The 13,030-nt window shown below is 33.8% G+C and carries 11 protein-coding genes; 5 read left to right on the top strand and 6 right to left on the bottom strand.

Annotated elements, in window-relative coordinates; genetic code table 11:
• Positions 1-517 precede the first annotated feature (517 nt).
• Positions 518-1,645, top strand: a complete 1,128-nt coding sequence (locus J0J69_RS12625) for a DEAD/DEAH box helicase (protein ID WP_055275677.1) — start codon at positions 518-520, stop codon at positions 1,643-1,645.
• Between the two features lie 128 nt (positions 1,646-1,773).
• Here the strand turns inward: J0J69_RS12625 and J0J69_RS12620 are convergent, their stop codons facing one another.
• The 4 genes from J0J69_RS12620 to J0J69_RS12605 form a co-directional block, all read right to left on the bottom strand.
• Positions 1,774-3,204, bottom strand: coding sequence for a glycoside hydrolase family 32 protein (locus J0J69_RS12620; protein WP_212725481.1), 1,431 nt, complete (start codon positions 3,202-3,204; stop codon positions 1,774-1,776).
• A gap of 19 nt (positions 3,205-3,223) precedes the next feature.
• The gene (locus J0J69_RS12615; RefSeq protein ID WP_068759465.1) at positions 3,224-4,192 is read right to left on the bottom strand and encodes a carbohydrate kinase family protein; all 969 of its coding nucleotides are present in this window, start codon (positions 4,190-4,192) and stop codon (positions 3,224-3,226) included.
• Positions 4,193-4,279: 87 nt separating this feature from the next.
• On the bottom strand, positions 4,280-5,653 hold the full coding sequence (locus J0J69_RS12610; protein ID WP_212725480.1) for a sucrose-specific PTS transporter subunit IIBC: 1,374 nt from the start codon (positions 5,651-5,653) through the stop codon (positions 4,280-4,282).
• A gap of 331 nt (positions 5,654-5,984) precedes the next feature.
• Complete coding sequence (locus tag J0J69_RS12605; protein WP_055243432.1) at positions 5,985-6,974, bottom strand: LacI family DNA-binding transcriptional regulator; 990 nt, start codon at positions 6,972-6,974, stop codon at positions 5,985-5,987.
• Between the two features lie 131 nt (positions 6,975-7,105).
• Between J0J69_RS12605 and J0J69_RS12600 the strand changes: the two genes are divergently transcribed.
• Positions 7,106-7,534 (top strand): Hsp20/alpha crystallin family protein, encoded by a 429-nt coding sequence (locus J0J69_RS12600; RefSeq protein WP_055243431.1) that lies wholly within the window; start codon positions 7,106-7,108, stop codon positions 7,532-7,534.
• Between the two features lie 36 nt (positions 7,535-7,570).
• Here the strand turns inward: J0J69_RS12600 and cysK are convergent, their stop codons facing one another.
• Positions 7,571-8,506, bottom strand: a complete 936-nt coding sequence (cysK, locus tag J0J69_RS12595; RefSeq protein ID WP_055243430.1) for a cysteine synthase A — start codon at positions 8,504-8,506, stop codon at positions 7,571-7,573.
• Positions 8,507-8,649: 143 nt separating this feature from the next.
• A complete protein-coding gene (locus tag J0J69_RS12590; protein ID WP_237252344.1) occupies positions 8,650-9,873 on the bottom strand; it encodes a M20 family metallopeptidase in 1,224 nt (407 codons plus the stop codon).
• Between the two features lie 285 nt (positions 9,874-10,158).
• Between J0J69_RS12590 and J0J69_RS12585 the strand changes: the two genes are divergently transcribed.
• Genes J0J69_RS12585 through J0J69_RS12575 form a run of 3 tightly spaced genes read left to right on the top strand, consistent with a single transcriptional unit; the run spans position 10,159 to position 13,003 of the window.
• Positions 10,159-11,253, top strand: a complete 1,095-nt coding sequence (locus J0J69_RS12585) for an MGDG synthase family glycosyltransferase (protein ID WP_212725479.1) — start codon at positions 10,159-10,161, stop codon at positions 11,251-11,253.
• 5 nt (positions 11,254-11,258) lie between these two features.
• Positions 11,259-11,945: a polysaccharide deacetylase family protein gene (locus J0J69_RS12580; protein WP_212725478.1), complete on the top strand. Its 687-nt coding sequence runs from the start codon at positions 11,259-11,261 to the stop codon at positions 11,943-11,945.
• A complete protein-coding gene (locus tag J0J69_RS12575) occupies positions 11,945-13,003 on the top strand; it encodes a lysylphosphatidylglycerol synthase transmembrane domain-containing protein (RefSeq protein WP_212725477.1) in 1,059 nt (352 codons plus the stop codon). Before J0J69_RS12580 ends, J0J69_RS12575 begins: the two co-directional genes overlap by 1 nt.
• The last annotated feature ends 27 nt before the right edge of the window (positions 13,004-13,030 follow it).

The following is a 13,030-nucleotide window of genomic DNA, read 5'->3' as shown; positions in this document are numbered from 1 at the left end:
AATTGCTGACTTCTCATTATTGAAATTAATTGCTTAATCTCACTTGTAGAGACTTCATTGCACCTTCTCTGTTCAGCAACAAATGTTAATACCTTCTCTATATCTGATTCAGTTTCAAAAAATTTATCGTATAAACATTTAACTTTTGGACTTACGTTATTCAGTTTCAGCCTCCATCACCTTCCCAGTTTTTACCTATGTCAGTTAAATTCTAACATATAACAGATTAAATGTATCGACTTTTCATATAGTTTTTAATACAAAAATACACTATATGTTCTTTTTTTCTGCAAAGCATTATTAACAATAATATTTTATTAGTTTCCTTTTGCTAAAGAATTCCCCCTTTACTTTTTATCACCAAGTATTTTATTACTATAATCAACGGATTACGTCACTTCAATCTTAATTGTAAACACAGTATATCAATTATAAATCACTATAAATTAATTACTCATGTATTTTTGCATAGACTATGGTATGATTAATTGAATACAAGAACGAAAGGTATGTCATTATGAATTTTAAAGATTTAGGGATTAGTGAACCATTGGTTCAAGTTTTAAAAAAATCAGGAATTACAACTCCTACTTCAATTCAAGAAGAGTGTATTCCATTAATTAAAGACTATAAAGATGTAATTGCTCAGGCTCAAACAGGAACCGGAAAAACATTAGCTTTCTTATTACCATTATTTGAAAATATTTCACCTGATGTCTGTGCAACTCAAGCATTAATTATCACGCCTACTCGAGAGTTAGCTTTACAAATTACAGAAGAAGCTAATCAATTAGCTAAAGGAAAAGCTATTAATGTGTTAGCAGCTTACGGAGGACGCAATATCGGTTCTCAGCTAAATAAATTAAAAGGTACTATTCATTTAATCATTGCAACTCCTGGACGATTAATTGACCATATTGAACGTGGAACAATAGATTTAAATAAAGTTAAAACAGTCGTCATTGATGAAGCAGATCAAATGTTATTAATGGGATTTAGAAATGAAGTTGATCAAATTTTAAGAGCGACGCCACGTAACCGCCAAACCTTATGTTTCTCTGCAACGATGGCACCAAATGTTAAAAAACTTGCTTACCACTATACTTACTCACCAACAATGGTAACGATTGAACCTAAGAAGGTGACGATTGATACGATTCGTCAAGAAGTAATTGAAACAACGGATCGTTGGAAGGCAGATACACTTTGCCAAGTTCTTGAAGAAGATAATCCATTCTTAGCCATTATCTTTGCTCGTACTAAGCGTCGCGCCGATGAATTATTTGCTAAAATGAAAAAACGTGGATTTAACGTTCAAGTCATTCATAGTGATATTGCACAAAATAAGCGTGAACGTATCTTAAAATCCTTCCGTGATGCAGATTTACAATACTTAATTGCAACAGATGTTGCTTCACGTGGACTTGATATTAGTGGTGTGACTCATATTTATAACTATGATGTTCCAGAAACACCTGAGATTTATATTCATCGTATTGGGCGTACAGGTCGTGCAGGTGAAGATGGATACACATGTATGTTTGTCGCACCAAAAGATAATCTCGAATTTAATATGATTGAACGTAAACTACGTCGCAACTTACCAAAGCGTCAATTAAAGGAAGAATTACGCAAAACAAAATAACAAAAACACAGCCATGCTGTGTTTTTATTTATCGCTTTTCTTCTCAATCCTATATCTTTTCAACAATTATAACGCCATATCTTTCATCAAAAAAGGGATAACCTAAAATGATTACCCCTTCATTAACACTACAATGACCATTTAGTTAACGTAACGTCACCTGTTCCTGATAAAGTTAATGTTTTATCTAATCTTTTATTATAAATACGTGAAGTGAAAACTTCAGCCCCTTCATTTAAATAAACCTCTAAGATTGAGTTATCAGAATAGATACGTACATTTGAGATAGCTTTAATCTCAACACGACGGTAATCACGTCCGTATCCACTTTCACCTAATGATAATGTAAAAATTCCATCTTTAAATGTTAATTGACAATCTTCACGGAAATCTAATTCAAAGGTAGTTACATTTGTGAAGTCTAGGTTTAATTCGTATGTATTATTTTCAAATAATTCGAATACTTGTGATTGAGCTAAATTAATCTCTTTAATGATTGTTTCATGTTTACGCAGTACTTTTAACTCTTCTACTGGCACTTGATATAATTTTTCACCTTTTAAAATTAATTCACGTGGTAACGTTAAACAATGTTGCCATCCTTTTTCAATAGTTGGATTGATGTGTTCAACGGCATCAGGTACACCAGCCCATCCATACATAATGATACGTCCATCATGATTTTTAAATGTTTGTGGTGCATAAAAGTCAAAGCCACGATCTAATTCATCAAAAGCACCTAATGACAATATTTGTTTATTTTCATCAAATGATCCAACAGCATATCCACTTTGATAAACATTATGATACTTTAATCCTTTAGCATCCATTCCTTGTGGAGAGAACATGAAGATGTCTTTTCCATCTAACTTGAACGTATCTGGACATTCCCACATATACCCCATGTCATCTAATCCACCAGCTGGAACACTAACTAATTCCCAATCAGTTAAGTTAGTTGATTTATATAGTAAGACATATCCTTTATCATCTACTGAACGAGCACCTAATACCATGTAGAAGATTCCATCTTCTTCCCAAACCTTTGGATCACGAACATGTAATCCCATATTTTTAGGATAATCTTCATTAGTTAATAAAATTTGTTTTTCAGAGAAATTAAACCCATCTGTCGATTTAACCATAATTACATTTTGCTCTCGTCCCGTTAAAATGTAATCATGATCACCTTTATGTTTAACATTTCCAGTATAGAATAAATACATTTCATCATTATGAACTAAAGCAGATCCTGAATAAACCCCATCTACATCTGAAGCGATGTCTGGGAATAAGGCTACTTCATGCTCTGTCCAGTTTACCATATCTGGTGATGTATAATGTCCCCAGAACTTTAATCCACCTTTCGCATCTAGGGGTGAATATTGATAAAACACATGATATAATCCTTTAAAATAACATAATCCGTTTGGATCATTAATCCAACCAATAGGTGCCATGAGATGAAATTTATTACGCCACTCATCCCCATTAACTATGGGTAACTGATTCGCTTTTTCTGCAGCAATTTGGTTAATAAACTGTTGTTTTGTCATCATCCTCACATCCTCCTAAAAATTATCGATTCATCATTTCAATCACTGCTTCTTTTGTAGGTAATGCTGCAATGGCACCTTTTTTAGAAACAGTTAATGCTGCAGTTGCTGCGCTAAATGTCATGATTTCAGTCACTTTTACTTCATCTAATTGAACTAACTCTTCTAACGTATTAACTGTTTGAGCAACTTGATATAAGAACGAACCGATATATGAATCTCCTGCTCCTGTTGTATCTTCAGCTTTTACTGTAAACGATGGAACAGTCACTTTTCGTTCTTTTGTGATGAAGTCTGATCCATTTGTCCCTTTTGTATAAATAACAACTTCTACATTTCCAACGAATAATGATTTTAATGCTTCTTGCTCATCTTTAATTCCAGTAATGAATTCTAATTCTTCATCACTAATTTTAACAATATTTGATAAAGGTAAAAATTCTAAAATAGCTTGACGGCAAGCTTCTGGTGACTCCCATAATGGTAAACGAACGTTAGGATCAAAGCTGATGATTCCGTTATATTTTGTTGCATACTCAATAGCTTTTTTATGAGCTTGTTTAATTGGTGCATCAATCAAGCTAACAGAACAGAAGTGTAAGATTGATCCATTTTCAAAATCTTCTTCATGAATTTCATCTTCACTTAATAACATATCGGCACTTGGATTACGATAGAATGAGAAATCACGCTCTCCATCTTCTTTTAAAGAAACGAATGCTAATGCTGTATTAGCTTGATTTGTACGTCCTACACGTGAAACATCTACACCTAATGGCTTAACTTCTTCTAAGATTGCATCTCCGAATCCATCCATCCCTAATTTTGTTAACATTTGTGCTTTTCCACCTAATTTAGCGACAGCTGCTGCAACGTTTAATGGAGCTCCACCTGGCACACGTAAAAATCCTTCTACATCTTTAAGTGCTACTCCTTTTTGTTGTGGAATGAAATCGATTAATGCTTCTCCAATTGAAATAACTTTTTTCATGATACCGTTCTCCTTTTTGCTATAATACAGAAAAATGAATAACGGAGAGTCCCCCATTATCCATTTTCCATCTATGAATTTATTTAATTAGTCTTCTTTAATCCCAAGAATCCATGTCGCAATGAAAGCTCCTACAACTGCAATTCCCATTGCAATTAAATAGTTTAATGTTGTTCCAGGTGCAGAAATTGCTAAGGCCGGAAGTCCAGTTACTCCAACAGCTGTAAATACAACTTTAGAGAATACAATGTAAGCTCCACCTAAAGCCCCACCAATTGCAGCTCCGATGAATGGACGACCATACTTCATGTTTACCCCAAAAATTGCTGCTTCAGTTACACCAAATAAACAACTAATGGCAGATGGTAAAGCAATTGCTTTTGTTTTTTTATTTTTAGCTAAGAAGTAAACAGCGAATGCTGCCCCACCTTGTGCTACGTTTGCCATTGACCAAATTGGTAATAATGAGTTAAATCCAGTATTTCCAATTAACTCTAACTCAACAGCATGGAAACTATGATGAATACCAGTGATTACGATTGATGAATAAGATCCACCTAATAATAATCCCGCGAAGATACCGAAGTTATTTAAGGCATATGTAAAGAATGTTGAAATTGCTGAACCTACTGTATTAGCAATTGGTCCAATAACAACTAACGCTAAGAATCCTGTCACTAATACAGTGATTAATGGCGTTAATAAAATATCTAACATTTTAGGCATATATTTACGTGTATATTTTTCAATATATGACATTACAAAGATAACGATTAAAATTGGTAATACCGTTCCTTGATATCCAAGTAAAGGCATATCAATGATTCCTAATACATTAACTGTTTCATAACCAGTTCCTGATGTCCAAGCATTTTGTAATGCAGGGTGAATCATAATTCCACCAATTGTGGCTGCTAAGTAAGGATTACATTTGAATTGCTTTGCGGCTGAAATTGCGATTAAGATTGGTAAGAAATTAAATGCCGCAGATGAGAACATATCTAATAACATGAACCACCAAGTATCAGTTAAGTGTCCTAAACCAACTTTATCAACGACCCCTAAAATCCCCATTAATAAACCTGCCGCAACGATTGCAGGAATAATTGGTACAAAGATGTTTGATAGCATACGACAGAAGCGTTGGAATGGATTTAATTTTTCCATTGCTGCATCTTTAACATCTGCTGTACTCATCTCTTGAATTCCAGCAAGTGCTGCTAATTCAGCATACACGCGATTAACTGTTCCTTGTCCAATAATAATTTGGAACTGTCCCGCTGTTGAAAATACACCTTTAACAATATCCATTTTTTCAATTTCTGCTTTATTTACTTTTGACTCATCGTTTAAAACTAAACGTAAGCGTGTCGCACAATGCGCAGCACTAGCAACATTATCTTTTCCACCGATTGCTTCAAGAATAACCTTAGCGACTTCGGCATAATTTGGGTTTGTCATAACTTTTTACTCCTCCTAAGTATCCTGTCTACAAGTAAATATACTAATCATTTTAGGATGACTAATATATAGTTGAAGATGATACATTGTTTCATTGAGCTGACGACTTATTATTTCTTCTAAACGCCATTATTGTTTTCCATTTTTCTCACTTCAATGTTTACTACTTTGAGTTTCTTTGAGGGAACGTTCCCACAAAGTCCTAAAAAAATAAATTAACGCTTTCTTTTTGGACTGTATTTATAATTGGTTTTTATGGTTACTTAATGAGATTTTTGCGGGAACGTTCCCATCAGGTTCAAAAAAATAATAACCTTCATCACGAAGATTATTATACACTATCACGTTCTATAAGTCTATAATTAAAAATAAAATTGCTTTCATAATTTTTAGAGCTTTCTTTTCCTGATTGAATTAACTGCATTAAAAGATTAGCACTTTTAGCTCCCATCGTCTGAAAATGATAATGAACAGTTGTAAGCCCTGGTGTCATATAAGCAGCGATTTTTATATCACCTAGCCCCATGACTGCAACATCGTCAGGGATCTTATATCCATTTTCTTTTAAATATTCCATACATCCAATAGCTAAGTTATCAGTCACGGCAAAAATTGCACTTGGTGGTTTTGGTAACGACATTAAATGCTTAGTCAAGTTAAATCCACTTTCATGACTAAAATCCCCAATTTGAATATACTCTGATTGAGCTTCAATTTTCTGTTCTTCTAAAGCATCTAAATACCCTTTTTTACGCTCAATTCCAACCGCAACATCATATTCACCAACGCCAATAAATCCTATTGAACGATGACCTTTATCAATTAAATAGTTAATGGCATCTTTAGATGCATGATAATCATCATGAACAATACATGGATAATCCTTTACTTTTTGAGCAACAACAACAATCGGAATATGTAACTGCTCAAATAACTCATAATGTTTAGGTGTAATTTCAGTAGCCATAAAAATAATTCCGTCTACTTGGTTTTTAAAGACTTTTAAGTAATCGAATTCTTTTTCAATCGATTGACTTGTATTTCCGATTAGTACTTCATACCCAGCGTTACTTAATTCATTAGTAATTCCTTCAATGACACGAGCAGCTGTTTCTGTACTAATTTTTGGAACAATAATACCAATTAAATTTGTTTTTTGTGAACGCATAGCCTGAGCTTGTCGTCTTGGAACAAACCCCGTTTGTTCAATTACTTCTTTTATTTTCTCGCTAGCTTCCTCGCTGACATATCCATCATTTAAATATCTAGAGACGGTTGACTTTGATACTCCTGCCAGTTTCGCAATTTCAATTATATTCATTGTATCACACCTCTCATTATCAGTTTATCATACCCATTTCATTCATGCAATCTCTCCAAAATAGACACTCAAATATGACAATCGCATATGATATGTTGTATAACTTTTATCTCAGATAAGGAGGAGATAGGATGTCAAATTTAACACCCTTTGGCGGAAAAAATGAATCATTAGCACCCGTTAATTTTTTTGATATTTTTAATCATATGGAAACGATGATGTTAAACACTTTTCAATCTGCTTTTACACCAATGAATAATACAACCTTTAATGATCAAGGAACAGAATATATTTTCACGTTGACACTTCCAAATTTAAAACGGGAAAATATCCAGTTAGCTGTTGAAAATCAAAATTTAATCCTAACAGTAAAACAAGTTGTTCAAGCAAATGAAGAAACAGGACAAGCTTACCAAAGTAGTTCTTTTTCACAAAGCTTCAGTCTATACGACGTTGATGCCGATAAAATTACAGCCAACTTAACTAATGATACACTTACCATTGTTCTTCCAAAAAAAGAATCAATGGTCATCAATCGTCGACTAATTAATATTTTATAAAAATACTAAAGGTGAGCTAAAATGCTCACCTTTTCATTAGTCTTCATTGTATAATCCAGTTGATAAATAGCGTTCACCTGTATCTGGACAAATCACAACAATTCGTTTCCCTACATTTTCTTCACGTTTAGCTAACTCAGTTGCAGCATAGACCGCTGCTCCAGAAGAAATGCCCACTAATAAACCTTCTGCATCCGCTAATAGACGTGATGTTTGAAAGGCATCTTCATTTGATACAGAGATAATCTCATCAATAATATTGCAATTTAAAACATTCGGAACAAATCCAGCACCAATTCCTTGAATTTTATGAGGGCCGGCTACCCCTTTTGATAAAACGGGTGAAGTTGCTGGTTCAACTGCAACTACTTTCACATTTTGGTTATATTCCTTTAATACTTCTCCTACTCCTGTGATTGTTCCACCTGTCCCAACGCCAGCAACAAAGATATCCACTAATCCATCTGTATCATTCCATATTTCAACAGCTGTCGTCAAACGATGAATAGCTGGATTAGCCGGGTTCTCAAATTGCTGAAGCATTATCGCCCCCGGAATTTCTTGACAAAGTTCCTCAGCTTTAGCAATGGCACCTTTCATCCCTTTCGCCCCTTCTGTTAAAACAAGGTTGGCACCAAGAGCTTTTAATAACTTTCGACGCTCGATACTCATCGTGTCTGGCATCACTAACGTTAATTGATAACCTTTAGCTGCCGCAACAAAGGCTAAGCCAATCCCCGTATTTCCACTCGTCGGTTCAACAATCATCGATTCTTTCGTTAAAACCCCTTGGCTTTCAGCTGCTTTAATCATGGCACAAGCAATTCGATCTTTTACACTTCCCGCTGGATTAAAATACTCTAGCTTAGCAATTAACTCTGCCTTTGCTCCTACTTGCTGACTATATTTGTTTAAACGCAATAAAGGTGTATTCCCGATTAGTTCAACTAAACTATCCACAATGTAACTCATCTATTCCCCTCCTTTTATATTAATCATTATATTTATTCGTACGCTTCAAATATTCTTCCGTTCATTAAAAAATTATACATTAATGTATATTTTTGCCCCTTTATGTATCTCTTAGTTGAAGAACATATAAAAAGAGGGCTTCTTTAACCCCTCTCTTCAATTACTTCAGATAAATGAGCTTCTTTTATTTTTTGGAATTCTTCTTTAATCATTTTCAAACAATCATCATCCGTCAATAAGCGAACTGCAATACGCGCTAAAATGATTGCGCCATCAATAATAGCTTGATCACCTGCTTCTGATTTAGCTGCCTGTTTAAATTCCTCCGTATGAATCGTAATAGAATCATTACAAATTTTAATCGTTGGATGAATCGTTGGAACCACCTGGCTCACATTTCCTGCATCGGTTGAACCAATGCTTTTACAATCTTTCGTTTTAACCTCTAACCCTAATCGATTGGCTTCCTCAATAAAAAGATTTTCGAAACTTGGGATAATGAACATTTCCCTCACTCGGTTAAGTGAATCATCATATTTAAACCTACATCCTGTTGCTAATGCAGCACCTTGACCAATTTTTAAAATTTTTTCTTTATAAATATCACATAAATCAGATTTAGGAGCTCGAATATAAAAGCTAGCTTTCGTATATGCAGGTATAATATTTGGCGCCTCACCACCATTTGTAATAATTCCATGAATTAAAACCCTTGGTGGCATTTGCTGCCGCATGGCATTAATCCCACTATAAAATAGAAGCATAGCATCTAAGGCATTAATCCCTTTTTCAGGTGCTGCTCCCGCGTGAGAAGGACGACCAAAAAACTCAAATTCAGGTTTAACAATCGCAAGGGTTGGTTGAGTAGGGGCTGTTGTATGAAACGGATGAATCATCATACAGACATCAACTTCATCAAATAGATGCTCTTGTACATAACTCTCCTTTGCATTCCCGTGTGGTCCTCCCTCTTCAGCAGGTGTTCCGTAAACAACTACCTTTCCACCTAACTCATCAAGGACTGAAGAAATAGCTAAAGACGCACCTATACTCATCATAGCAATAATATTATGACCACACGCATGCCCTAAGCCTCTTAATGCATCATATTCAACGAGTATTCCAATTGAGGGTCCTTCCTTCTGACTTTTCTTACGCGCAATAAAACCTGTTGGATGGGTAGCAATATCAATCTCAACCTCAAATCCTTCCTCTTTTAATAAATTAGTCAGTAATTGACACGCAAATTGTTCCTCATTGCCTAATTCAGGTTTTTCATGAATTTGATGACTCATCTTCAAATATAATGGCGCTTTTTCTTTAATATCATTTGCCACTCGTTCAAAATAATTTTCTACTTGATTCATCATCTAAATCCCCTTTTCTGATCCATAATTTTTCCTAAACTCTAGCTGTTACTACATTATGTTAATTTATCCTAATCGACACGGTTATACTCCTAATCCAAATATATTCATTATTCAGGGTAAGAAAACAGTTATTGTTTAAACTTACACTCCCTTGTTAGTTAAAATACCATTATTTTCTTAACGTATTATTCAGAGAATCTTTAAAAAATCTTAAGATTTTTATAGAACAAATCTAAAGATTTAATTTCTATAATAAACCTATAGGAAACAGGAGGAAATAATATGAAAGTTCTAATTTTAACAGGGAAATTTGGAATGGGGCATTACTCAGCATCCTATTCAATAGAGGAACAACTTAAATCTACCATTGAAAATTCAGATGTTACGATTGTCGATATATTCGACTATACACTGCCACATATCTCAAAACTCATTTACCGAAGCTTTAGTCTCCTTATCAATCGAGCATCTATATGCTATAATATATTTTATAACTATACAGAAAATGGCAACGAAACTTCAAAACCTATATTAGGCGATTACTTCTATAAATCACTACAACAATTACTTTTAATTACAAAACCAACAGTGATTATTTCAACCATTCCTTATTGTTCTCAGTTAGTTTCTCATTATAAAACTAAATCTAGTTGTCAAATTCCACTGATTACTTGTATTACAGATATTAGTAGTCATTCAGAATGGATTAATGATCAAACAGACTGTTACTTAGTAGGAAGTCCTTCTCTTCAGTCAGAATTAATCGAAAAAGGAATTCCTCGAAATAAACTTCATGTAATTGGAATTCCAGTCAAATTAGCCTTTAAATCCCATCATGTATTACCTCAGTTACATCAAGAAAATAAACACCTTTTAATCATGGGTGGTGGTCTAGGTTTATTACCAAAATCAAAAAAGTTCTATAAAGAGTTAAATAACTTAAAAAATATAAAAACAACGCTGATTACAGGAGGGAATAAAAAACTTTTTCAGAAATTACATGGAAAATATGAAAACATCGATGTCATTGGTTTTACTAATCAAGTCTATAACTACATGCAACAAGCTGATTTAATCATCTCTAAACCAGGGGGAATCACTATATTTGAAGCGATTCATTCCGAACTACCGATGTTAATTATCGAACCTTTTTTACAACAAGAAATGAAAAATGCTCAATTCATTAATTACCATCGACTCGGTCGAATTATATCAAAACAGCAACTGATAAATATTCACTATCTCTCTCAAATTTTAAATGATGAAACGAACCTCTACGAAATGAGACAAAATATGAAGTCACTTAAGCAGCAGCTCAATCATGCGACACTTGATACCATTATCCTGTCTTATCAAAACTGTCAGTTGGGAGCCTAACACTAATGATTTTTTTATTATTACCACTAAGTGTGTTTATCATCCACTCAATTTTACCAACCTATTACCATAAACACTTTAATTCAAATGCAATCACCGATACTCAACAACAAGGAATACTTCTCACCTTTGATGATGGACCTGATGAAATCTATACTGAGAAGCTTCTCGATCTCCTAAACAAACACGATATAAAAGCTATCTTTTTTGTTGTTGCAAAGAACGCTAAAAAATATCCTCATCTCATCAAACGTATGATGGATGAAGGACATGAAATCGGTCTTCATTCACTCGAACATAAAAATGCATGTTTACATAGTTATTTCTATACAAAAAAAGACTTTCAACAAAGCCTCGACATTATGAATCAATTAAATGTAACGTGTCACCTTTATCGTCCACCCTGGGGACATATGAATTTATTTACTTATCACTTCATGAAAAAACATCAATTAAAACTTTGTCTTTGGAATGTCATGATTCAAGACTGGAAAAATCAATCTAAATCTCTCTTAAAAGAACGATTGATTAAACAGTGTCATTCAAATTCAATAATCTGTTTACATGATTCTAGTCATGATTGCGGCGCTGATTACGGGGCCCCTTTAAATACAATCGGTGCCTTAGAACTAGCCATCCCACAATTAAAAATAAAAGGATTGAAATTCATTTCTCTAGAAAGGAGCCAGTAATGAATAATAAGCTAAAATCATCAGTAAGCCTTTTATTTATGATTTCTCTAATCATAATTACAAGCTATTTTATTTTTAAAGATCAATCTTTACCTACGTTACTTCAAACATTAAAAGATGTTAATTTATTCTATATTATATTAGGCCTTTGTATGATGTTTATCTTCGTTGGGTGTGAAGCCATGAATACATTCTCAATTATGCGTGCCCTCGGACAAAAGATTTCCTACATAAAATGTCTAGGATTTGCATTTATCGGTTTCTATTTTAGTTCAATTACTCCCTCTTCCTCTGGTGGGCAACCCGCTCAAATGTTTTATATGAACAAAGCTAACATCAATCTTTCTTATTCTTCCTTAAATTTATTAATTATTACCGTTGTCTATCAAATGGTCATGATGGCATACGCTGGAATTATGTTCCTTCTGAACCATGAATTTATTATGACTAATCTTCATGGAATTCAATACTTCTTAATGTTTAGTGTAACAATTAACCTTTTATTAACGATTGGTATTTTATTAGCGATGTTTTCAAAAAAATTTATCTATCAATTAATCTACTTAGTTACTAAATGGTTAGGCGCTATTCGAATCATAAAAGATGTAACCGCGACACAATCTAAACTAGAATCACTAGTAAAAGAGTATACGATAGGAGCAGATTACCTTAAAACACGACCTCTTTTATTACTGCGTGTCGTTTGTACAACAACCATTCAATTAACTTCTACTTATCTAGTGCCCTATTTTGTTTATAAAGCATTCCATCTTAACGACTTTACTTTATTACAAATCATCTCGCTTCAGTCATTAGTCTCATTAGCTGTTTCATCCATCCCACTTCCTGGGGCAGTTGGTGCTTCAGAAAATGCATTTATGAGTGCTTTCAAACTATTCTTTGCAAGTAACCTTATCGTCCCAGCAATGTTGTTATGTCGTGGAATTAGTTTTTATGCCTTTTTAATTATTAGTGGAATTATCTCATTGATTGTTCATCTCCTTTTAACAAAAGAGCAATCGACAACTCCCCCATCAAAATCTATGATTTCAATCTAAAAAAGACGTATTGAGCCTCATCACTCA

Origin of the sequence: Turicibacter bilis (assembly GCF_024499055.1) — a bacterium.
Lineage (GTDB): Bacteria > Bacillota_I > Bacilli_A > MOL361 > Turicibacteraceae > Turicibacter > Turicibacter bilis.
Note: the sequence above shows the minus strand (reverse complement) of the source record. Positions and strands in the feature narration are given on the sequence as shown.

Bases quoted from the DNA above. Each gene is read 5' to 3' on its own strand.
- J0J69_RS12610 (WP_212725480.1), bottom strand. From the start codon at position 5,653: ATGACAAACCCAAATTATGCCGAAGTCGCTAAGGTTATTCTTGAAGCA.
- J0J69_RS12605 (WP_055243432.1), bottom strand. From the start codon at position 6,974: ATGAATATAATTGAAATTGCGAAACTGGCAGGAGTATCAAAGTCAACC.
- J0J69_RS12580 (WP_212725478.1), top strand. From the start codon at position 11,259: ATGATTTTTTTATTATTACCACTAAGTGTGTTTATCATCCACTCAATT.
- J0J69_RS12625 (WP_055275677.1), top strand. From the start codon at position 518: ATGAATTTTAAAGATTTAGGGATTAGTGAACCATTGGTTCAAGTTTTA.
- J0J69_RS12575 (WP_212725477.1), top strand. From the start codon at position 11,945: ATGAATAATAAGCTAAAATCATCAGTAAGCCTTTTATTTATGATTTCT.
- J0J69_RS12590 (WP_237252344.1), bottom strand. From the start codon at position 9,873: ATGAATCAAGTAGAAAATTATTTTGAACGAGTGGCAAATGATATTAAA.
- J0J69_RS12585 (WP_212725479.1), top strand. From the start codon at position 10,159: ATGAAAGTTCTAATTTTAACAGGGAAATTTGGAATGGGGCATTACTCA.
- J0J69_RS12615 (WP_068759465.1), bottom strand. From the start codon at position 4,192: ATGAAAAAAGTTATTTCAATTGGAGAAGCATTAATCGATTTCATTCCA.
- cysK (WP_055243430.1), bottom strand. From the start codon at position 8,506: ATGAGTTACATTGTGGATAGTTTAGTTGAACTAATCGGGAATACACCT.
- J0J69_RS12600 (WP_055243431.1), top strand. From the start codon at position 7,106: ATGTCAAATTTAACACCCTTTGGCGGAAAAAATGAATCATTAGCACCC.
- J0J69_RS12620 (WP_212725481.1), bottom strand. From the start codon at position 3,204: ATGATGACAAAACAACAGTTTATTAACCAAATTGCTGCAGAAAAAGCG.